Here is a 21,450-nt window from a genome sequence, read left to right as displayed (position 1 = left end):
TCACCGCCACGCGGTACGGTGCCGTATGCGCGCGCTACAGCTCGTCGTGTCCCGTGTCGGGTCCGTCGTCCGACTCGGCGGCAGGGGACGCATCGCCGTCGTCGTGTTGTCCGCCCTGATCGCCGCGGCGACACTCGCTGCGTGCGGCGGTTCCGAGGATCAACGCAACGGCATGGACGAGATCCGTTCGTCCGGCGTGCTGCGCGTCGGCACCGAGGGCACCTACGCGCCGTTCAGCTACCGCGATCCCACGACGGGTGAGCTCGCGGGCTACGACGTCGACGTCGCGAACGCGGTCGCCAAGAAGATGGGCGTACGAGCCGAATTCGTCACCACCCCTTGGGATTCCATCTTCGCGGGACTCGAGTCCGGCCGATTCGACGTCGTCGCAAACCAGGTGTCGATCACGCCGGAACGCAAGGCCAAATACGACCTCTCCAAGCCGTACGCCGTCAGCGAGGGCGTGATCGTCACCCGCGCCGACGACAACTCCATCCGCTCGCTCGACGACCTCAAGGGCAAAACCACCGCGCAGTCGGCCACGAGCAACTGGGCACAGGTGGCCCGCGACGCAGGCGCGAACGTCGAATCCGTCGAGGGCTTCACCCAGGCGATCAAGCTGCTCAACCAGGGGCGCGTCCAGGCAACCGTGAACGACAGCGTCGCGGTCTACGCCTACTTCGCCGAGACCGGCGACAAGAGCGTCAAGATCGCCGCCAAGACCGGAGACACCAGCGAGCAGGCCTTCGCCGCCAGGAAGAACAGCGGAATCACCGGCGACATCAACAAGGCACTCGACGAGTTGAGCGCCGACGGAACCCTGTCGACCATATCGCAGAAGTACCTCAAGGCCGACGCCAGCGGAAGCGCTGGCGCGCAACAGCAGCAGGCCGTACCGCGCAGCACGTGGAAGATCATCGGCGACAATCTCTGGCCGATGGCCAAGGCCACGATCACCGTCACCATTCCGCTCGCCGCGATCAGTTTCGTGATCGGGCTGGTGATCGCCCTGGTCGTCGCACTGGCACGGCTCTCGCAAACACGAGTGATCAACTGGCTGGCGCGCGTCTACATCTCGATCGTCCGCGGCACTCCACTGTTGGTGCAGTTGTTCATCATCTTCTACGCGCTACCCGAACTGGGCATCAAGGTGCCACCGTTCCCCGCCGCCGTCGTCGCGTTCTCACTGAACGTCGGCGGATACGCCGCCGAGATCATCCGCAGCGCGATCCTCTCGGTTCCGAAGGGGCAGACAGAAGCGGCCCAGACGATCGGCATGAACTACCGCACGACGATGCGTCGGATCATCCTGCCGCAGGCGGCGCGCAATGCGGTGCCGGGCCTATCCAACACGCTGATCTCGCTGGTCAAAGACACCTCCCTCGCGTCGACGATCCTGGTGACAGAGCTGCTGCGCGTCGCCCAACTCGCCGCGGCGCCGACGTTCGAGTTCTTCGCGCTCTACACCACCGCAGCCATCTACTACTGGATCGTGTGCATGGTCCTGTCAGCCCTGCAGAACAGGCTCGAGTCCCGCTTGGGAAGGTTCGTGACGCCATGAGTGAACCCATCAGTGATCAGCCGGAGAGAGTCAATCAGCCGGAGAGAGTCGTCGACGTCGCGGGACTGCAGAAGTCCTTCGGCGACAACCACGTTCTGCGCGGGATCGACTTCACCGTCGACCGCGGCACGGTGACCGTCATCCTCGGTCCGTCCGGCTCGGGCAAGACGACCATCCTGCGATCACTCAACGCCCTCGACATCCCCGACGCCGGCGTCATCCGCGTCGGCGAGCAGACGATCGACTTCGGCGGCGCGTACTCGAAGTCCGACGTCACCAGATACCGCGCGCAGAGCGCGATGGTGTTCCAGAACTACAACCTCTTTCCCCACATGACGGTCCTCGAGAACGTCATCGAGGGGCCCGTCACGGTGCAGCGCCGCACCAAGGCCGACGCCATCGCCGAGGCCGATCGACTGCTGGCGAGCGTCGGGCTCGCCGAGAAGCGCGACCAGTACCCGCACCAGTTGTCGGGTGGCCAGCAGCAGCGAGTCGGGATCGTCCGCGCCGTCGCGCTACACCCGCAGGTCCTGCTGTTCGACGAACCGACGTCGGCGCTCGATCCCGAACTCGTCGGCGACGTACTGAAAGTGCTCAAGGGGCTCGCCGAGGAGAGCTGGACCATGGTCGTCGTGACCCACGAGATCCGATTCGCGCAGGAGGTCGCCGACCAGGTGCTGTTCGTCGACGGTGGTGTGATCGTCGAGCGCGGAGGTCCCGACGAGGTGATCGCACATCCCGCGCAGGAACGCACGCGTCAGTTCCTCCGTCGCATCCTCGACCCCCTCTGAGCCCTCCACGACCCGCGTGCGCTGCATCGACGCCGCAGATCACGCCCGAGGCGGGTGAGTGAACTCGCACTCGCCATGAAAGGATGATTGACGGGCGTCGTTCGCCCACTGCCGCGTACGCCACTGCGGCCGCGTCACTGCCAACGCCAAGGAGTCGATCAGACATGACAGCCGAGAACCACCAGGCACCCGACCGCAACCTTGCCATGGAGCTGGTGCGGGTCACCGAGGCCGCGGCACTCGCCGCAGGACGCTGGGTGGGACGCGGCGAGAAGAAGAAGGGCGACGGTGCAGCCGTCGACGCGATGCGCGAGCTTCTCTCGACAGTCTCCATGCGCGGCGTCGTGGTGATCGGTGAGGGCGAAAAAGACGAGGCCCCGATGCTGTTCAACGGCGAAGAGGTCGGCAACGGGTTCGGCCCTGACTGCGACGTCGCGGTCGATCCCATCGACGGCACCACCCTGATGGCCGAGGGTCGCCCCAACTCGATCGCCGTCATCGCGGTCAGCGAGCGCGGCACCATGTACGACCCGTCAGCCGTCTTCTACATGGACAAGATCGCCGTCGGCCCGGAAGCCAAGGGCGCCATCAACATCGACGAGTCGGTCGAATGGAACGTCAACTCGGTCGCCAAGGCCAAGGGCATCGACGTCGGCGATCTGACCGTCGTCGTCCTCGACCGTCCGCGCCACGCCGACCTCATCGGCGAGATCCGCAGGGCAGGCGCCAAGATCCGCCTGATCTCCGACGGCGACGTCGCGGGCGCGATCGCCGCTGCCGGCGACTACTCGACGGTCGACATGCTCATGGGTGTCGGCGGCACCCCGGAGGGCATCATCACCGCTGTCGCGATGAAGTGCATGGGCGGCGAGATCCAGGGCAAGCTGTGGCCGCGCAACGACGAGGAGCGTCAGAAGGCGATCGACGCCGGACATGACCTCGACCGCGTCCTGGGCACCGACGACCTCGTCCGCGGCGAGAACTGCTTCTTCGCCGCGACCGGCGTCACCAACGGCGACATGCTGCGCGGCGTCACCTACCGCCGAGGCGGTGCGACCACTCGTTCGCTGGTCATGCGCTCGAAGTCGGGAACCATCCGCCGTATCGAGGCGGTGCACCGCACCACCAAGCTGCGTGAGTACGCCCGCCTCGACATCTAGCGAAACCCTTATACGACGCGCCGCATCCCGACCCGATCGGTGACATCACCGGTCGGTTCGGCGACGGCGAGCACCTCGTCGAACCCGGCGACGATGCACTCGGCGAACAGCTCCGGATCCGAGATCGACGCGGCGTCGCAGTTCAGCCCGAGGCATGCCGTGGCATTGTGCGTGATCATCGTCGCCATCACCGCGCATCCCGGAAGCGGACCGAACGGGAACAACCGCTCGACCTTCGCACCCGCGACGAACGTCTCCCACGGGATACCCGGTACGTTGCTGGCCTGCAGATCGTTCATGCTCGTCGCACCACTGAACTGACCGAGAAGCTCACCAGGCATCCACGCCAGCACCGATCCGAGTGTGTTGAAGATGTCGACGGCGGGCTCGGTGCGTGCGGCACGCACCTGTTCGCGGATCGTCAACACCCGCTCGAACGGGTCGTCGATGCCCATCGGGCCGGCGAGCCTGCCGACCGCGATACGGTTACCGCCCTCGGGATCCTCTGGTCGACGCACCGAGATCGGAATCGCGACGGGAATCGCGTCGACCTGCTCGCCCATCTTCTCGTGATAGATGCGGAAGCCACCGATCAGCCCGCCGAGGTAGACGTCGTTGATCGACGCCTTCATCGACTTCGCCACGGCTTTCAACTCGACGAACGGCACCTCGAACGCAAGAAAGCGCCACGAGAGACTGCGCTCCGCGAGCAGTGGCGAACCGGGCGGGCTGACGAGGCCGGCAACGCGCGGCACCGAGCGCCCGTATCGCAGCACCTTGCTCAACGCATGCTTGGGATCGGTCAGCGCCAACGCCCCGCGCAACACCACACCCGCCCGGTACGGGGTACGTCGAATCTCCTCCCCCACCTGTCGAGCGAGTACCTCGAGCGCCGACAGTTCGGTCGGCGGCGGCGCGGGCGGCTGAGGCTTGTTCGGGATCGGCTCGCGCGACGGCGAATGTAGTTGCGCGAGAGCGAGAATCGCGCCGAGCCCATCGGTCAGCGCGTGATGCGCCTTGAGGAAGTAGGCGGTCTTGCCGTCGGCGAGACCGGTGATCAAGTAGCCCTCCCATGGCGGTCGGGCCGGGTCGAGCGCGGTCATCGCCAGTTGCTCACACGTCGACAGCAGTTCGGCCATCGAGCCGTCGCCGGGCAGCCTGATGCGTCGAACGTGATAGTGCAGATCGAACTCCGGGTCGACAGCCCAACTCGGGGTGCCGGTGTGCAGCGGCGAATCCACCACGCGCGAACGGAATCTGGGCGCCATCCGGCTGCCCCAGTCGTGCGCCGCAATCAGCCTGTCCCAGTCGGGCTCGCAGTCGTAGATCTCGATCATCGAGATCGTCCCACGCAGTCGACGGTCGGTGTCGCCGCGCCACATCAGCGCGTCGACCGGACTCATGTGCTGCTCGGTGCCCCACTCGAGGGGTTGATCCTCACTCATTCGACAACCTCCCCTGCGTCGTCGCTACCGCTCTCGTCCTGTTGCGATTCATCGTCTTCCGCAGTTCCGTTCGGCACTGGCCACTCCGCCAGCGCGGTGATGAACATCTGACGTACCTCTTCGGTGTGGTCGTCGATGGTCTCCGCCTGCCACTCCGATGTGTCGACGGGCGGCAACACTCGCACCTCGATCGTGCCCGGTGCCACGAGTTGCGAACCGCGCCACATCAATTCGCCCACATTGCGCAGCACAACAGGAACGACGGGCACCCCGGCCTGCATGGCGATGTGGAATGGCCCCTTCTTGAACCGTCCGATCCGTGGCGTCGGCGATCGCGTTCCCTCCGGCGCGACGACCAGTGACGCGCCCTCGTCGCGCAGCTTGCGCACCGCCGGCTCGAGCTGATTGATGGCCTTGCCGGCGTCGGCGCGATCAATGAACACCAACCCGGCCGCGTCGAGGATCTGGCCGAACACCGGAAGCCGTTGGATCTCCTTCTTTGCCACACCCGTCGCGTCGCGTTGTATCAGGTGAATCATGACGGGGAGGTCGAGTTTCGACTGATGGTTGAACGCGAACACGCAGGGACGGTCCGACGTCAGGTTCTCCTTGCCGTCGAGCACGTCGACATGCACTCCGGCCAACGCCAACCCGACGTCGTTTCCGGTGGCGATGCCCGTCTGGACGGCGCTTTCGAATCGGCTACGCGCCACGACGCCGCCCGCGATTCCGGCGGCGGCACCCGCGAGGAACGACCCGTACATCGCGCCGGTACGCAGCGCCATCCCGAAGCGATTGTGCGACGGATTGCGTAGCTCGAGGATCGGCCACCCCCTCGACTCCGCCTCAGCCCGCAGCGTCCTGCGGGGCGATACCGCCGCGGGATGTCCGACGCTTTCGAGATACGGGATGTCCTCGTTGCCATCGCTGTAGGCGAAGGACGCGTCGAGATCCATGTCGTACTCGCGCGCCAGTGAGCGCACCGCCGCCGCTTTGCCCGGCCCCCACAGCGGACGGCCGAGGACCTCCCCGGTGACGATGCCGTCGACCACCTCCACGTCGGTGGCCAGCGCGTGATCGGCCTCGATCTCGCGTGCGATGGGTTCGATCTGGAATCGCGTTGCCGACGACGCGATGACGATGCGATGCCCCATCTCGCGGTGCGCGTTGAGGATCTGCCACATCTGAGGGCGTAGTTTGGCGGCAGTCTCCTGCCGAAAGAGCCTGTCCCCCAGGTCCAACAGTTCCGCGTACGTCTTGCCTGCGAACGTCGGTTTGGTTGCCTGGAGCACCTCGGCGTAGTCCTGTTCGGATTCCACTCCGCGCAGGCCGATGAGTGCGAAGTCGGCGACCTCTCCGATTCCGAACTCCATACTTCGAATCCGGGCTCCGAAAAGCGCTGTCGCAGAGAATCCTTCGATCAGAGTCCCGTCGTAGTCGAAGAACGCACCGATGTGCTTGCCGCGCGGTGCGGAGCGGATTTCGGCCAGGCGATCGCCCAGTGCGCTCATACCGCCGTCACTCCTGTCTGCTCCGCCTCGATCTCGGCGATTCTGGCAAGACGATCCCGCATGTCCTCGACCTCGTCGAGCCACTCCTGCCGTGCCGCAACCAGATCACGTCCGTCGTGGGGATCGATCAGTCCCCGATTGTCGGCCAGCTTGTACGCGGCGGTGTAGAGCTCCGTCGACACCGAATCCCTGCTTTTCACCACACCTTGCAGCGCAAGCTGTTTACCCAATCCGAGGCAATCGGTGATGATCTCCTGCTTGTCGCGGGACTCCTCGCCCAGCTCCACCAGCCGTCGGGACATGACCAGCTGTGCGTCGAAGAACGGCTGAAGGGTTCTGCGGGCAAACAGCTCGCCCGACATCGCGACGAAGGTGTCGTGCAACCATGCGGGCGTCGGCCTGACGGTCCGCCACTCGGGCGCGATGAGATCCATCTCGGCGCCGAGACGGTGCAGGAACTCCTGCTTGGTCGGGAAGAAGAACTCGAACTTCAGCAGATCCCGAATCCGCAGCGCCTCGGCTTGTGCTGCTGCCAGACGTGTTTCGCGATCGTCGTCGATGGTGCGACGATCCGCAGCGAACAACGCGACCTCGACGATCGCGCGGTCGACGAAATGATGGATCGCTCCATTGCGGTAGTACGCGGCCACCGCGTGGTTGTCCCCGGCGATCGACCACACATCGTCGACGCCGCCCGCGAAATGGGTCAGCACGCCCGCGTCGGTCAGTTCCTTCAACGTCGATTTCAGACCGAGTCCCCGGCACATCGCCGGATCAGGCCCCGGCAGCTCGCGCCGCTCGATATAGGCGAGCAGCGGTCGCAGGATGTCCTCGATCTCCTTGGCGGTATACGCCCGATCGCCCGCCCCGAGCAGTGCGAAGCCCGCCAACGACGTCGCCGAGATCGGTGTCGCCGCGTTGATCTCGTCCATCACCTTGAATGCGATCTTCTCCAGGCGTGCGGGATCGTCCTCGCTCAACTCCAGGATCGACTCCCGCAGCGAGAACGGTTCGCCGAACCGCACTCGCGCCTCACCGAGGTAGGACCGCTGCGCCTTGGCGTACTTCAGCAGCCACGTCACATCTTCGGGTTTCTTTGCGCCACCGGCGGATTCGCGCGTGATAGCCGCGATCTCGTGGAGCTGGTCGTAGACGATGGACGTGGGCACGACCATCATGTCCGCGGTGTCGAGTTGCTCGACGGCGTCGACGACGTAGGCGAGCAGCCCCATCATCGGCGGGCGCAGCTTGCCCGTGCGACTTCGGCCGCCCTCGATGTACCACTCGAGGTTGAAACGCTTCTCGACGATGAACGACAGGTATGCGCGCATCGCGAACTTGTAGATCGGATCGTCGCCGAACTTACGGCGAATGAAGATCACTCCGGCGCGTCGGGCGATGGCCGCGAGCGGCCAGAGCGCGAGGTTGTTGCCGCCGAGTACCAGATTGGGCGGAAAGTCGTGGCGCCGTAGCGCATCCGAGAGAACCAACGTGTCGACGTACGACCGGTGCGACGGCAAGAACACCAAGCCGTGGGTCTTGTTGAGACTGCGCAGCTCACTCAACGTGTCGAGGTCGACCGAGACCGTCCAGGTACGTTCGTACAGCTTGCCGAATGTCGTCGAGAACACGTCGTCCATCAGTGGGCTCTGTGTGGCCACGAACGTCGACATCTTGTCGATCGCATCCTGAATGATCGCCGCCGCCGGACGGCCGAGATCGGCGGCGAGCTTCGCGGCATTCGTCTGAAAGCGAGCCGACGAACCGATCTGCTGCGCGACGAGTTTGGGCACCTTGTAGCGGTCACCGATCAGTTGCCGTTCGGCGCGCTCCGCGGACAGTGCTGCCGCCAATTCGACGAACTGGCCGAAATCCTCGCCCTCGGCCGACGACTGCTCGTGCCTGCGACGCAACTCCTCCACCGTCGCCGGTTCTCCGGCGACCACACGAACGCGGTCGGGCGCACGCTTCTTGATCGCCCCCTGGCGAAACGCAGGTGGTCGACGCGGGTTGGACAGCACCAGAACGTCGGCCATCGAGACGCGGCGCTCGCCCTTGCGCATCGGCGGAAGCCAGACGACGCGTGCGGGGATCAGCGTCGTTGCCGGGTCGAGGGCTTCGGGATCGACTTCGTCGAGTGTGCGCACCGGGGCGTCGGGATGCTTGCTCGCCGCCCATTCGGCGACGGCCTCGCGTTCAAGGTTCGTCCGAACCTCGGCGAGCACGATTGCGGCCAATGGGTTCCCCTCCCGTGTTGACATCAGTGAATCGGAGACAGTTGAGTGAACTGTGATCCACCACACAGTAATACCCCTTCCGTTCGTCACGCACATCGGACTATGAGCGTGACGAATCCCCGTGGCGTGGCCCACATCAGGTACCGGGACACCGGAGGGCCACTGACCGGCCGCGATAGGATTCTCGCGTGAGCAAACCAGCCCTTGCTCCGGAGTTTCGCTATGCCGAATTGCTACCCTCCGGCGCCGATGACACGCCCTATCGCCTGATCACCACAGAGGGGGTCTCGACGGTCGAAGTCGACGGCCAGACCTTCCTCAAGGTCGCGCCGGAAGCCCTCGAACGCCTGACGTCAGAGGCGATGCACGACATCAGCCACTACCTGCGCCCCGCACACCTGCGGCAGTTGCGCAAGATCATCGACGACCCCGAGGCGTCGGGCAACGACCGTTTCGTCGCGCTCGACCTGCTCAAGAACGTCAACATCTCCGCGGGCGGCGTCCTGCCGATGTGTCAGGACACCGGCACCGCGATCGTCATGGGCAAGAAGTCCGAGGGGGTGCTGACCGGCGTCGATGACGGCGAGTGGATCTCGCGCGGGGTCTACGACGCGTACACCAAACTCAACCTGCGCTACTCACAGCTCGCACCGTTGACGACATACGACGAGAAGAACACAGGCACCAATCTGCCTGCGCAGGTGGAGATCTACTCCACGCAGCAGGGGCCGAAGGGGCCTGAGTACAAGTTCCTCTTCATGGCCAAGGGCGGCGGCAGCGCCAACAAGTCGTTCCTCTTCCAGGAGACCAAGGCGATCCTCAACCCCGACCGCCTGCTGACCTTCCTCGACGAGAAGATCCGGTCACTGGGCACCGCGGCATGTCCGCCGTACCACCTCGCGGTCGTCATCGGCGGAACGTCGGCCGAATTCGCTTTGAAGACAGCGAAATACGCGTCGGCGCACTACCTCGACACGCTGCCGACAGAGGGCTCGATGTCGGCGCACGGCTTCCGAGACGTCGAGTTGGAGGAAGAGGTCTTCAAGCTGACGCAGTCCTTCGGAATCGGCGCTCAGTTCGGGGGCAAGTACTTCTGCCACGACGTCCGCGTCGTGCGTCTGCCTCGCCACGGGGCATCGTGCCCGGTGGCGATCGCCGTCTCGTGCTCGGCCGACCGCCAGGCGCTGGGCAAGATCACCTCCGAGGGCGTCTTCCTCGAGCAACTCGAAACCGATCCGGCGCAGTACATGCCGGACGCCGGCGTCGCCGAGGACATCGAGGGCGGCCAGGTCGTCGACATCGATCTCAACCGGCCGATGCCCGAGATCCTCGCCGAACTGTCGAAGTACCCGGTCAAGACCCGACTGTCGCTGACCGGACCTCTCGTCGTGGCTCGCGATATCGCGCACGCCAAGATCAAAGAGCGTCTCGACGCCGGCGAACCGATGCCGCAGTATCTGCGCGATCATCCCGTCTACTACGCGGGTCCGGCCAAGACTCCCGCGGGCATGGCGTCGGGCTCGTTCGGGCCGACGACGGCGGGTCGCATGGACTCCTACGTCGAGCAGTTCCAGGCCGCGGGCGGATCAATGGTCATGTTGGCCAAGGGAAATCGCTCGAAGCAGGTCACCCAGGCGTGCGACGCCCACGGCGGCTTCTACCTCGGTTCGATCGGTGGCCCCGCCGCCCGCCTCGCCCTCGATTGCATCAAGAGCCAGGAGGTCATCGAGTACCCGGAGCTCGGCATGGAGGCGGTCTGGAAGATCGAGGTCGAGAACTTCCCTGCGTTCATCGTCGTCGACGACAAGGGCAACGACTTCTTCACCGATCCGTCGGGCACGGTGACGGTCCCGCTGGGGGTGCGTGTCAGGTCCTGACCGGGCCGAGAATTGGCGGCAGGTCGCGGCGAGTAGCGTGGATTGAGGTAGTCCTAACCCACCGCAGACACTCGGAGGACGCATCAGATGAGCGAGCAGCAGTACCGCATCGAGCACGACACCATGGGCGAGGTCAAGGTCCCCGTCGACGCACTCTGGCGCGCACAGACGCAACGCGCCGTCGAGAACTTCCCGATCAGCCACCGGCCGCTCGAGCGCACGCAGATCCGTGCGATGGGACTGCTCAAGGCCGCATGTGCGCAGGTCAATAAAGACCTCGGGCTGCTCGACGCGACCAAGGCCGACGCCATCATCGCCGCGGCCAAGGAGATCGCCGATGGCAAGCACGACGACCAGTTCCCCATCGACGTGTTCCAGACCGGGTCGGGCACCAGCTCGAACATGAACGCCAACGAGGTCATCGCGTCGATCGCGAAGGCGAACGGCGTCGAGGTTCACCCGAATGACGACGTCAACATGTCGCAGTCGTCGAACGACACCTTCCCCACCGCGACACACGTCGCAGCAACCGAAGCCGTCGTCACCGACCTGATCCCCGCGCTCGATCACCTGCGGTTGGCACTGCTCGCCAAGGCAGAGGAATGGCGTGAGGTGGTCAAGAGCGGTCGTACCCACCTGATGGACGCGGTACCGGTCACGCTCGGTCAGGAGTTCAGCGGCTACACCAGGGCTGTGGAAGCAGGCATCGAGCGTCTTGTCGCGACACTGCCGCGGGTCGGCGAGGTACCCATCGGCGGAACCGCCGTCGGAACGGGTCTCAACGCGCCCGACCACTTCGGCACCAAGGTTGTCGAAGAACTGGTCAGGCTCACCGACGTCGACTCGATCACGTTGGCCAAGAACAACTTCGAGGCACAGGCGGCCCGCGACGGACTTGTCGAGCTCTCCGGTCAGCTCAAGACCATCGCGGTCTCGTTGACCAAGATCGCCAACGACGTCCGGTGGATGGGTTCCGGTCCGCTCACCGGGCTGGCCGAGATCCACCTCCCCGACCTCCAGCCGGGCAGTTCGATCATGCCGGGCAAGGTCAATCCTGTTCTCCCCGAGGCAGTTACGCAGGTGGCGGCGCAGGTCATCGGCAACGACGCCGCGGTGACCTGGGGCGGCGGCAACGGTGCGTTCGAGCTGAACGTCTACATCCCGATGATGGCGCGCAACGTCCTCGAATCGCTGAAGCTCCTCGCCAACGTCTCACGACTGTTCGCCGATCGCTGCATTTCCGGCCTGAAGGCCGACGAAGACCGTCTGCGGACTCTCGCCGAGAGCTCACCGTCGATCGTCACGCCGCTCAACTCGGCCATCGGTTACGAGGAGGCCGCGGCCGTCGCGAAGCAGGCTCTCAAGGAGAAGAAGACGATTCGGCAGACCGTTCTCGATCGTGGACTCGTCCCCGACAAGCTCAGTGAGGAAGAGCTCGACAAGCGCCTCGACGTGTTGAAGATGGCCAACCTCGATCACAAGCGCTGAGTCGTGGCCGATCTCGCGCCCTTCCCCACCGACTGGCAGAAGGCGCTGGTGCTCGTGGCGCACCCGGATGATCCGGAGTACGGCATGGCGGCAGCGGTCGCGAAGTGGACGGGCGAGGGCAAACACGTCGTGTACGCCCTGGCGTCGAGCGGCGAGGTCGGCATCGAGGGCATGGCGGCGGCCGAAGCAGGTCCGCTTCGCGAGGGCGAGCAACGCGCGTCTGCCGCCATCGTCGGTGTTGACGACGTGGAGTTCTGGGGCTTTCCGGACAGCAACATTCGCAACACTCCCGAGCTACGCGCGGCGATCGCCGAGACGATCCGACGCGTCGGCCCGCAGGTGGTGCTGTCGCTGTTCGGTGGGGCCGAGTGGGCGCCCGGGACGCCCAACCAGTCCGACCACATGGAGTTCTCCGCAGCGGTTCTCGACGCATACGATTCACTCGGCGACGACGCTCCGCAGTGGCTGTTCGAGAACGGCCCACACGCCACGCATGCCGTCGACGTCACCGAGCAGGTCGACGTCGCAGTGAGTTCCCTTGCGGCACACGAGGTGTACCTCGGCGTGCTCGATCCGGGCACACCGGTCATCGAGCAGGCCCGAGCTCAGATCGAAGCCGTGACAACGCCGCGCGACGACTTTGGTGGTCGTCGCGCGGCGTGCTTCGAACTCAAGCGGCCACGCGCTACTTCGGCGTGACGGACGAGCTGGTCTCGGGTTCGTCGGCCTGCAGTTCTTCGGCGATGTCGGCGTCGGCGAGCCGCTCCTGCTCCTCTGCGGACAGAGTCTGAATGGTGCCGATGCGCGCCGCGATCTCCGGTCGCGTCACCCGGAGGTAGACGTACCACGCCACACCCGCCGCGAGTATCGTGAGGTACACGAACGGCAGGATGTTGAACGGGAACTCCGGAACCGGGTACAGGTTGTTGACGATCACGTAACCGAGAGCCACCACCGCGAGGCCCGACACGATCGCACGGAACGGCGTGAGCGCCTTGATCTTGTACAGCCAGATCGGTGTCGCGATCACCACGAGCAGATAGCTCACCAAGAAGCCCCAGTTGGTGACGTACGCGCCGTACACGTCGAAGACGGTGCGGCCGGCCGAACTGAAGGTGGCCACGATCGAAAAGACAAGTGCCGCAGCACCGACGAACGCGACGCCGACCCACGGTGTGTGGTACTTGGAGTGGACCTTGGCGAACACGCGCGGCAGTGCGCCCTCATGCGCGAACGTGAACAGCGAACGCGCAGCCGAACTCGTGACCGCAGTGACGAAGACGATGAAGGCGACCGCGACGGCAGCGCTCGTCACCGGCTTCACCCATCCCACACCGGACGAGTCGGCGAGCTGCGGCAGAATCGCCTTGTCTCCGTTGATCCCGTCGAAGTGCAACACCTGCGGATACGTCGCGATGATGTACAGCACACCGATGATCAACACGACGCGCAGCAGCGCTTTAGAGATCGACCGGTGCGCCTCCCGCGCTTCGGCACCAAGCGAGGCAACGCTTTCGAAGCCCGCGTAGGCACCGACCGCTGTCACTGCGGCCACGAATGTCGAGCTGTGGCCGAGGTTCGAGAGGCTCCACTGCTCGGTGTCGAAGCGCCACCCGTAGGAGACGTAGGCGGCCACGATGATCACTGCGATGGAGATCAGTGCGATGACCTCGAACACCAACTCGTACTTCGCGGCGAGCGACGCACCGCGGATGGGTAGGTACACCGCGAGCCCGACGACCAGGAAGACCAGCAAGAGTCGGAACCATGAAGCCTCCGAACCGATTCCGAGTTCGAGAAGGAAGGAGTCGACGTAGAGCACACCACCGAGTGTCCCGGTCACCGAGAATCCGACGTAGCCGATCAGCAGGCTGAAGCCTCCGACGAACGCGAACGCGGGTCCGAGCCCGTTACCGGTGTAGGTTCCCAACGAGCCGGACGACACCGTCCGCCGCGCCTGGAAGCTGATGGTGGTTGCCAGCAGCACGGCGATCACCAACCCGATGATCGCCGCCCACGCGGCGCCCTTGCCCGCCGCGGTGTACAGCGCGAACGGAACGGACGCGACAGCGACGCTCGGTGCCGCAGCGGCGAGGCCCTGCGCGAAGACCTCCCAGGAGCCCAGCGTGTTCGAGCGCAGACCACCCGGTTGCTCTGTGACCGCCGATCCGGCGGCTGCGCCTTCTGGCACGTGCGGTGGCGCTGGTGGTGTGTGCGCCGCCTCGGGCGGGCGCGTCGACGTCGAGTCGGTGGTCATCTCGATTCCTCTCGGACACCCATCGCCGAAGACGGCAACTACCCGCCCGTCGGATCTGGATATCTCATGTATTGCGCTGTGCGCGAATGGGATTGATCGAGAGAAGTATGCTGGCCGACGACACCGTTGCCAGCCCTTATTCTCTGTGCGGTTCTATCCCTGTCATCCGAGCGGCGCCGACGACGCTGCTGCACGCAGATGTCCACGCAGAGTGTCGGTCTCGTAGTCGTGGCGGTAGAGCCCCCGTCGACGCAGGAGGGGAACCACCTCGTCGGCGATCACAGCGAGACCGTCGATCAGCGCATCCGGTTGCAGATTGAAGCCATCGATCGCACCCGCGGAGAACCAGTCGTCGATTCGATCGACCAATCGCTCTGGGGTGCCCACGAATCCGGCGTGGCCCGAACCCGTGTAGCGGGTCTGCCGCAGGTACTCGCGGACCGTCGGATTGGTACGGCGGATCTGCGCGACGATCGACTCGCGGAAACCGATACTGCCACTGAAGGTCTGGAGGTCGGCCGGTCCTGCGAGCACGTCCTCGGGGAACGGGGCGTCGAGATCGAGTTTTGTCGCGTCGACGCCGATCGCGTGCGACAGCCAGCCAACCGAGTACCACGCCGGACTTCGGTCGTGGAGTTCGTCGTTCCGCCTTCTGGCTTCCTCTTCCGTGCTGCCGAGGGAGACGAGCAGACCGGGAAGGATCTTGACGTCGTCGGGTGATCGACCGTATGCCAACGCTTTTCGCTTCACCACACGATAGTGTTCGACCGCTTTGTCGCGTGTCAGTTCTGCGGCGAAGACGCCCTCGGCGACCCGCCCCGCCAGGTCGCGGCCCGCAGCCGACCCGCCCGCCTGAAAGAGCACCGGATGCTCACCACGCGACGGCGTGCGCAATCGTCCGTCGACCGAGAAGTGGACTCCCCTGTGCCGAATCTCGCGGCCCGTGTCCGCGGACCCCCATAGTGCACGAACCACATCGACGAACTCGCCTGCGCGCTCATAGCGGTCGTCGCGTGGTGGAACGTCGGGTTGCCCGAAGTTTCGGGCCGCCGCGGGTCCTCGGGTGGTCACGATATTCCAGGCCGCTCGACCCTGCGACAGGTAATCGAGCGTCAGCAGTCGCTCGGCGAGTTCTACCGGATCGTTGAACGTCGTCGACGCCGTGGACACCAACCCGACCCGCTCCGTCGCGGCTGCGACATGTGCCCAGTTGACCGTCGGCTCCAGATGCGCCGGATTGGCGTCGTATGCAGGGTCACCGAGTGCGGGGGCGTCGGCGAGAAAGACTGCGTCGAGTGTCCCTCTCTCGGCGATCCGACCGATCTCTTCCCAATAGTCGGGCGAGACAAACGATTCCGCGCTCAGGCCTGGTGTCTGCCATGAGGCGGGCACATAGCCGAGGACGAGTGCGTTGATGCCGAGTATGACGTGGCCGTCGCGTCGGGTCATGGGAGTTCCTCTCGGAGTGGAGGTCAGGGTGCGTCGAGCGGTTCCGGACGTGCGAATGCCACCCGACGAAGATCCCGCGGTGCGACAGGTAGTCCGAGCGCAGTCCGCAGCGACAGACCCGGCGCGATCGGTCGGGAGATCGCCAGCAGCTTCTTCGCCGCATCGGCCAGCGCTGCGGGCGACAACTCGTCGTCGCGCAACAGAATTCCCTCGACGTCGGTCGGCAACTCTGCCGCCGACGAAATCTCACGGACAGCGCTGGTCGGTCCGACGACGAGGTCGACATCGCTGCGGGTGCCGGCCTCACGCACGCCGGAGTGGTACGTGGCGATCACCGACGGACCGCTCGCGGGTTCCGGCACCGTCAACGGACCGGCGATCCGGTAGGGGTTCTCGAGGTCGGCGAACTGAATCTGGTCCGACTCCACGAAGATCCCCGACGCACGGTCGGCGACGACCGACGCGAAGGGCCAGGTCTGTTCCAGGACTCGTACCGCGTGCGCGATGTCGTCGACGGACACTGCGTCGTGGGTCCACGGGTCACCTGCAGGCACGTACGGGTCCCTCACGCCGAGGAGCACGCCGGTTCTCCCCCGCGAGAGATGCCCGGCGGATGCGACTCGCCGCGCGAGGTTGTAGGGATGATCGCGACGCGACGACGCGGTGAACAGGAACCGGGACAGTGGAGCCTTCCTTGCGAGAAAGGTTGTCGCAACGGAGGATTCCAGCGTCGTGCGACCGGCCGGCCCGGCGGCCCCGCCAACGTCGTCGGCACCATTGACCCGATCGATGCCGACGACGGTGAACGCCAGCGGCAGCGAATCCCAGCGCGCGGCGAGCGCACGATCCGCCAACAGCGCGCCCACCTGCTCACCGGTCAATCCGACCGCCACGTACGGTGCACTCATCTGCTCGCTCCCCTCAGTTGCCCTGTCTCCTCATTTGCCCTGTCTCCTCAGTTGCCCTGTCCGCCACGGCCGAATGCCGAGAAGTCGGGTACGGGGTCGACACCATTGACCAGCCAGTTGCCCACGATGCGCGCCTTGTAGACCCGCGGATTGTGGGAGGCGAGGGTGCGCGCGTTGCGCCAGTGACGGTCGAGTGCTTTGTCGGTGGAGACTCCCGATGCGCCGAGCGCGTCGAAGATCTCGGTGGTTGCCGCGAGTGCGGCGTCGATGATGGTGAGTTGCGCGTGGTCGGTGGCGAGCTGGGCCTCCGTGACGCGAGCCCTGCGGAGGTCGAGGTCTCCGGATGCGTGTGCCTCGGCGATACGATCGAGCGTCCGACCCACCTCACGCAGCGCGGCGTCTGCGGCGTAGGCACGCGCCGACACTCCGCCGATCACTGCCAGCAGCTGAGGGTCGTTGGCGGGCACCGGGTCCAGCCCCTGCGGATAGTTGCGCTTGCGTGCCCGGAGAGCCTCGATCCCGTCTCGCAGGGATGCGTGGATGATTCCGGTGAGAACCGCGAGGATCGCCACCTGGTAGAAGTGACCTTGGTAGACAAAGCGTTCGGTGATGTCGAAGACGTTGTCCGGCTCGGCGGGCACGTCGACGTAGCGCGCACTCCCGCTGGCGGTTGTCTGTTGCCCGAAGCCCGTCCAGTCGTCGACGAGCTCGACACCGGGATCGTCACGGCGCACGAGCGCGGTGAGCAGGCCGCCGTCGTCGGATTTGCCGATGACGTCGAGCCAGTCGGCGAAAAGGCTTCCGGTGGCGTAGAACTTGGCTCCGCTGACGAGGTAGCGCTCGTCGTCACGTCGCACAGTTGTCGCGATTGTTGCGTACGTGCCGTTGTTGGCCTCCGTCCAGCCGCCGCCGACGAATTCGCCTGCGAGGAAACGTTCGATCCACCGATCGTTGCCCGCTGACTGCGGCGCGTTGAGTCGGTCTTCGACGAACGCCAGGTGGTTGCGGAACACGTGCGCGATGTTCGCGTCTGCGGCGGCCAGTCGCGACAGCAGCAGAAAGGTCTGTTCCAGTGACGCGCCCAGACCGTCGAACTCCACGGGAATCCTTATGCGCCCCAGTCCCTCTCGGACAAGTTCGGCAACCTCGTCGTAGCCGAACGAGCGGTCGTGTTCGCGCGCGACGTTGGAGGCCGCGACGCGCTCGAATGCCGGCGCGAAGCGCTCGACGAGTTGATCGTAGTCGGCGGTTGGCTCGCGCAGATAGGTCGTCCAACCCTCGACCTCGTGCGCGGAAGCCGGGTGTGTGGTGGTCTCGGTCATCGGGAGCTCCTTCCTGTCGGCGAGGGCCGACACATGACATACGGGTTGCGAGCGGTGCGGCCGGAACAGTCTCGTCAGAAGACAGTGCCCGCGAAGGGCAGCACGCCAGTGGCGAACAGACCGTCGAGTCGGTCGACAGCCGACGCGGCAGACACGTCGACGCGTCCGACGTCTGCCAGCGACCGCCACCGCGTGCCGCCGAGATACGCAGCGGCGAGCGTCGCCACATCGGTCGTTGCGTCGGACTTGCCCGTCACGCGTTCGGTCCCCTTGGGGCTGATCTCGAATACCGCGTTGTTGCGCTCGATGAGCGGGTCGACGACCTCGAGCCGGACCGGATCATCGATCCGGTACGTCCTTGCGCGAAGCGCCGATTCGACGTCGACGAGCCGAAGCCACGTCTCGTCGTGCGCCGCGCCCAGCCGGACTGCACGCGGGTCGGTGACGACCAGCGGCAGCGAATCATCCAGTGCGACAGCGGGCCACTCGATCACGTCGACGAGGTCGAGCGTCAGTAGATGACGCCACAACGCTGCCCGCGCGGTCGGCCGCGACGACACGAAGTCGACGACGGTGATCGTCTTGGCGTCGCTACTGAACCAATGGTCGGGGTCCTCGGGCTTGTAGACGACGTAGCCGTCGTCGACTCCATCGGAGCTGTGCACGGCGACGTAATGCTGCACCGGCGCAGCGTCGCGTCGTAGTTGCTGCAGTCGCCACCAGCCTGCCGGGCGGTCGATTGCACCGACCCACGTTGCGGCACGTCTGTAGATGTCTTCCAGTAGTTCGGTGGTGACCGCGTCGTCGACGAGGCGCACGTCGTTGGTATCACCGTCGGGCACGGTGTCGCGCAGCCTCGCTCGGCGCGTGTCGATGGTCACGGCCCGACTCGAACTCGCGATCCCGTAGCCGAAGCGTTCGTAGATCACGGCCTCGGAGGCACGCAGCGTCGCCACCACCTCTCCCCGGTCGGCGATGTCATGCAGTTGACGCTCGATGAGTCCGGTGACGATTCCCCGGCGACGGTGGGTCGGCAGCACGCCGACGTGTGTGACGGCCGCGTGGGGAACGCGTGCACCGCCCGGCACGACGAGCTGGCTCGAGTAAGAGTCCGCGCCCCCGACGATGACCTCGGAGTCGAATGCGCCCAGATACCGGCCTTCCTCGGTGATGGTCGCGGCGTCGAGTTGTCCGAACCGCAGCCCGACCATCGACCGGAGGAACACCCGGAAGGCGGCATTGACCTCGGCGGGGCCGGACAGCGGTCGGATCGTGACGCTCATCGGTGCCACGTCCGGTCATGATCACGGTGGGTATCCAGATATGCGCCCGGCCCGAAGTGGTGGTCGTAGAAGTCGGTGTCGATGTGTTGTGCCTGAAGGTAATTGAGGATGTGCACCGTCGGCACGGTACCCGGGATCTTCCCGGAGGTGTGGTCGACGTACGCGATCTGCTCGGTGAGCAGTCGAACGAAGTCGTCGTCGTAGCGCGCGGCCGAACCGCGAACGCGCGGGTTGTCACTCCACGGTCCGGGGGTGTCCGGATGAAATGGCCCACCGGGACCGAACTTTCGCTCCGTGAACCGTGCTACCGCCTCGGCAGCGTCTGCGACGTGCGGACGCGACAGGGTTTCGAACACGCCGGGCAGTCCCGTCGGATTCGGTAGGGCCCAACGGTCGTCGGTCTGGACCTCGAAGCCGAGCCCTGGCACCGCGGGATCACCCGACGCACCGAGGATCGACAGCCGATCGATCCCGTCGAAGGTCCACCCGCCCAGTCCCAACGCGCCCAGAATGAGGTGGCCGTTGTAGGCGGCGGTGATCAGTTCCGCGCTCGCCTCGGCGAGTGTGTACTGCTCGACGAACGACAGCGGGAACGGGTCACCGGCGTGGCGCAGCGAAGAGTCTGTGCCACCGGGGATCTCACGTCCGTTGATGTCGTCGTACAGGCCATAGCCGTTCTGGAGGAAGAATGCCACGTTGGCTATGAAGTGCTGCGCCAGGTCGGCGATCGGTATGACGAGCAGCGAACCCGGATGGTTGGCGATCCAGGTGTTGTGGCCCTCGAGGTAGGGCTCTTCGCGCGGGAGGTAGATGCGCTCGTCGGAGATCTTGCGGTACCGACCAACCGTCTCCGCGAGCCACGCCTCGACGTCGGTGTCGGACGCCGACCCGTCGTCTGGCAGTTCACCTTGAGGTTGGGCGCCGCGGCTCGACAAGAAGTAGGTACCCGAGTCGTCGGTGAAGAAGAACTCCGTGGTGTGAAACCCGGCCGCGGATGGGAATGTTCGGCCCGTTGCGGTGCCCGAGTAGTTCGGTAGCGCGGGCGCGTATCCCGGGTGGTGGCTGATCCCGAAGTTCCAGCCGGTCACTCCGGTGACCGCCGCGAGGACGATCGCGCGCTCGGTGTCGCTCAGCGGCGCAACCGGCTTGCGACTGGCGAAAGCCATTTCGCCCGAGGGGATTTCACCGCCGACCGGGAAGCGGCGTGATCGCCTGCCGGTGATCGCCCCGAGCAGCGGGAAGCTCGTGAGGCCGGCAAGTGCACTCCGTTCGTGCTCGTCGAGCGCGAAAGCGGCTGCAGCAGTTGAGGTCATGCGTTCGCTCCGGTCAGGGCGTGATCGACGACGTGGCGTCCGACGTGGTCGGCCACCGCGCGGTGGACCGTCTCGTTGAGCACGTCGTGCGCGGCGTCGTCGATGATCTCGACGCGAAGTCCGGGCAGTCGGTCCTGCCAGGCGAGCACGCCGGTCACCGGTGCGATCTGGTCGTCCGAACCGTGCACTGCCAGAACGGGTGTCGACAACGTCGGCAGTTCCTCGTCGAGCCGCGCCCACGCCGGTTCGAAGAGTGCCTTCAAGACCTCGACGACATCGGCTCCGGTGAATGCCAGCGGATCGTTGGCCAACTCGTCGCGATAGAACGGGTCGGCCGACAGCGCGTCGAGGTCGAGTTCGAAACTGCCGCCTTCCGCGGTCACCGAACTCAGCCACGGTAGCGGCGACAGTGGAGCACCCGAGATCACGACACCGGAGTACCTCGACGGCTGATCGAGCGCCGCGAACAGTGCACCGAGACTTCCGAGCGAGTGTCCACTGATCGCGAGTGGCAGCTCCGGCGAGCGTGCCGCGGCGAGGTCGGTCAGGGCTCGCGCGTTGTGCACCACGGCGTCGTACGATCCGACGTCGCCACGCTCACCGTCGGACAACCCGTGACCCTGCTGGTCGAGTGCCCAGAGTTCGACGCCGTGCGCTGCCAACTCCGCTGCGTAGCGGTGGTAGAGCCCCGAGTGCTCGCCGAATCCGTGCAGAAGTATCAGCGCGGCTGTCGGCGTGGTGTTGGCTGGCCAGTGCCGGTAGAAGATCCGGCCCTGCGCGCCGTCGAAGAAGGGCATGGTTCACTCCTGTTGTGGGCTATGATGCGCCCGAGAAGCATCGCGCACCAC

16 protein-coding genes are annotated in these 21,450 nt (G+C 65.6%); 6 read left to right on the top strand and 10 right to left on the bottom strand.

What is annotated here, in order from left to right:
* Positions 1–25: 25 nt before the first annotated feature.
* The 3 genes from A5788_RS23475 (at position 26) to glpX (ending at position 3,512) form a co-directional block, all read left to right on the top strand.
* Entirely contained in the window at positions 26–1,561 is a 1,536-nt protein-coding gene (locus tag A5788_RS23475; protein ID WP_082937930.1) for an ABC transporter permease subunit, read from the top strand.
* A complete protein-coding gene (locus A5788_RS08745; RefSeq protein ID WP_064869525.1) occupies positions 1,558–2,352 on the top strand; it encodes an amino acid ABC transporter ATP-binding protein in 795 nt (264 codons plus the stop codon). Before A5788_RS23475 ends, A5788_RS08745 begins: the two co-directional genes overlap by 4 nt.
* A 164-nt stretch (positions 2,353–2,516) precedes the next feature.
* Positions 2,517–3,512, top strand: coding sequence for a class II fructose-bisphosphatase (gene glpX, locus A5788_RS08740; RefSeq protein WP_049699629.1), 996 nt, complete (start codon positions 2,517–2,519; stop codon positions 3,510–3,512).
* 8 nt (positions 3,513–3,520) lie between these two features.
* Here the strand turns inward: glpX and A5788_RS08735 are convergent, their stop codons facing one another.
* From A5788_RS08735 to A5788_RS08725, 3 genes are read right to left on the bottom strand one after another with little or no spacing between them, the layout of a single operon-like run.
* Positions 3,521–4,957, bottom strand: a complete 1,437-nt coding sequence (locus A5788_RS08735; RefSeq protein ID WP_064869527.1) for a wax ester/triacylglycerol synthase domain-containing protein — start codon at positions 4,955–4,957, stop codon at positions 3,521–3,523.
* Positions 4,954–6,468, bottom strand: coding sequence for an HAD-IB family hydrolase (locus A5788_RS08730; protein ID WP_064869529.1), 1,515 nt, complete (start codon positions 6,466–6,468; stop codon positions 4,954–4,956). The genes A5788_RS08735 and A5788_RS08730 overlap by 4 nt, the downstream gene beginning before the upstream one ends.
* The gene (locus A5788_RS08725) at positions 6,465–8,705 is read right to left on the bottom strand and encodes a glycerol-3-phosphate 1-O-acyltransferase (RefSeq protein WP_064869531.1); all 2,241 of its coding nucleotides are present in this window, start codon (positions 8,703–8,705) and stop codon (positions 6,465–6,467) included. Before A5788_RS08725 ends, A5788_RS08730 begins: the two co-directional genes overlap by 4 nt.
* A gap of 188 nt (positions 8,706–8,893) precedes the next feature.
* Between A5788_RS08725 and A5788_RS08720 the strand changes: the two genes are divergently transcribed.
* The 3 genes from A5788_RS08720 to A5788_RS08710 all read left to right on the top strand — a co-directional run bounded on the left by A5788_RS08720 (position 8,894) and on the right by A5788_RS08710 (position 12,769).
* On the top strand, positions 8,894–10,582 hold the full coding sequence (locus A5788_RS08720; RefSeq protein ID WP_064869533.1) for a fumarate hydratase: 1,689 nt from the start codon (positions 8,894–8,896) through the stop codon (positions 10,580–10,582).
* 87 nt (positions 10,583–10,669) lie between these two features.
* Positions 10,670–12,070, top strand: coding sequence for a class II fumarate hydratase (locus A5788_RS08715; protein WP_049699634.1), 1,401 nt, complete (start codon positions 10,670–10,672; stop codon positions 12,068–12,070).
* Positions 12,071–12,073: 3 nt separating this feature from the next.
* Positions 12,074–12,769 carry a PIG-L deacetylase family protein gene (locus tag A5788_RS08710; RefSeq protein ID WP_064869535.1) on the top strand — a complete coding sequence of 232 codons (696 nt, stop codon included), beginning with the start codon at positions 12,074–12,076 and terminating at the stop codon, positions 12,767–12,769.
* Here A5788_RS08710 and A5788_RS08705 read toward each other — a convergent pair.
* The 7 genes from A5788_RS08705 to A5788_RS08675 form a co-directional block, all read right to left on the bottom strand.
* Positions 12,756–14,327: an APC family permease gene (locus tag A5788_RS08705; protein ID WP_082937931.1), complete on the bottom strand. Its 1,572-nt coding sequence runs from the start codon at positions 14,325–14,327 to the stop codon at positions 12,756–12,758. The two genes, A5788_RS08710 and A5788_RS08705, sit on opposite strands and share 14 nt — an antisense overlap.
* Positions 14,328–14,489: 162 nt before the next feature.
* Positions 14,490–15,776 (bottom strand): LLM class flavin-dependent oxidoreductase, encoded by a 1,287-nt coding sequence (locus A5788_RS08700; protein ID WP_064869537.1) that lies wholly within the window; start codon positions 15,774–15,776, stop codon positions 14,490–14,492.
* A gap of 23 nt (positions 15,777–15,799) precedes the next feature.
* Positions 15,800–16,684 (bottom strand): LLM class flavin-dependent oxidoreductase, encoded by an 885-nt coding sequence (locus A5788_RS08695; RefSeq protein WP_064869539.1) that lies wholly within the window; start codon positions 16,682–16,684, stop codon positions 15,800–15,802.
* A gap of 47 nt (positions 16,685–16,731) precedes the next feature.
* Complete coding sequence (locus A5788_RS08690) at positions 16,732–18,006, bottom strand: acyl-CoA dehydrogenase family protein (RefSeq protein WP_064869541.1); 1,275 nt, start codon at positions 18,004–18,006, stop codon at positions 16,732–16,734.
* Positions 18,007–18,080: 74 nt separating this feature from the next.
* On the bottom strand, positions 18,081–19,289 hold the full coding sequence (locus A5788_RS08685; protein WP_064869603.1) for a GNAT family N-acetyltransferase: 1,209 nt from the start codon (positions 19,287–19,289) through the stop codon (positions 18,081–18,083).
* The gene (locus A5788_RS08680; RefSeq protein WP_064869543.1) at positions 19,286–20,602 is read right to left on the bottom strand and encodes a hypothetical protein; all 1,317 of its coding nucleotides are present in this window, start codon (positions 20,600–20,602) and stop codon (positions 19,286–19,288) included. The genes A5788_RS08685 and A5788_RS08680 overlap by 4 nt, the downstream gene beginning before the upstream one ends.
* Positions 20,599–21,399 (bottom strand): alpha/beta fold hydrolase, encoded by an 801-nt coding sequence (locus A5788_RS08675; RefSeq protein WP_064869545.1) that lies wholly within the window; start codon positions 21,397–21,399, stop codon positions 20,599–20,601. Before A5788_RS08675 ends, A5788_RS08680 begins: the two co-directional genes overlap by 4 nt.
* Positions 21,400–21,450 lie beyond the last annotated feature (51 nt).

This window comes from Gordonia sp. 852002-50816_SCH5313054-c, from assembly GCF_001665925.1.
Taxonomy (GTDB): Bacteria; Actinomycetota; Actinomycetes; order Mycobacteriales; family Mycobacteriaceae; genus Gordonia; species Gordonia jacobaea.
This window is presented reverse-complemented; position numbering and strand designations above follow the sequence as displayed.

What these genes read in the sequence shown, in the direction of transcription:
- A5788_RS08695 (WP_064869539.1), bottom strand. Translation starts at nt 16,684, where the DNA reads ATGAGTGCACCGTACGTGGCGGTCGGATTGACCGGTGAGCAGGTGGGC.
- A5788_RS08675 (WP_064869545.1), bottom strand. Translation starts at nt 21,399, where the DNA reads ATGCCCTTCTTCGACGGCGCGCAGGGCCGGATCTTCTACCGGCACTGG.
- A5788_RS08700 (WP_064869537.1), bottom strand. Translation starts at nt 15,776, where the DNA reads ATGACCCGACGCGACGGCCACGTCATACTCGGCATCAACGCACTCGTC.
- A5788_RS08730 (WP_064869529.1), bottom strand. Translation starts at nt 6,468, where the DNA reads ATGAGCGCACTGGGCGATCGCCTGGCCGAAATCCGCTCCGCACCGCGC.
- A5788_RS08680 (WP_064869543.1), bottom strand. Translation starts at nt 20,602, where the DNA reads ATGACCTCAACTGCTGCAGCCGCTTTCGCGCTCGACGAGCACGAACGG.
- glpX (WP_049699629.1), top strand. Translation starts at nt 2,517, where the DNA reads ATGACAGCCGAGAACCACCAGGCACCCGACCGCAACCTTGCCATGGAG.
- A5788_RS23475 (WP_082937930.1), top strand. Translation starts at nt 26, where the DNA reads ATGCGCGCGCTACAGCTCGTCGTGTCCCGTGTCGGGTCCGTCGTCCGA.
- A5788_RS08745 (WP_064869525.1), top strand. Translation starts at nt 1,558, where the DNA reads ATGAGTGAACCCATCAGTGATCAGCCGGAGAGAGTCAATCAGCCGGAG.
- A5788_RS08715 (WP_049699634.1), top strand. Translation starts at nt 10,670, where the DNA reads ATGAGCGAGCAGCAGTACCGCATCGAGCACGACACCATGGGCGAGGTC.
- A5788_RS08705 (WP_082937931.1), bottom strand. Translation starts at nt 14,327, where the DNA reads ATGACCACCGACTCGACGTCGACGCGCCCGCCCGAGGCGGCGCACACA.
- A5788_RS08735 (WP_064869527.1), bottom strand. Translation starts at nt 4,957, where the DNA reads ATGAGTGAGGATCAACCCCTCGAGTGGGGCACCGAGCAGCACATGAGT.
- A5788_RS08690 (WP_064869541.1), bottom strand. Translation starts at nt 18,006, where the DNA reads ATGACCGAGACCACCACACACCCGGCTTCCGCGCACGAGGTCGAGGGT.
- A5788_RS08685 (WP_064869603.1), bottom strand. Translation starts at nt 19,289, where the DNA reads ATGAGCGTCACGATCCGACCGCTGTCCGGCCCCGCCGAGGTCAATGCC.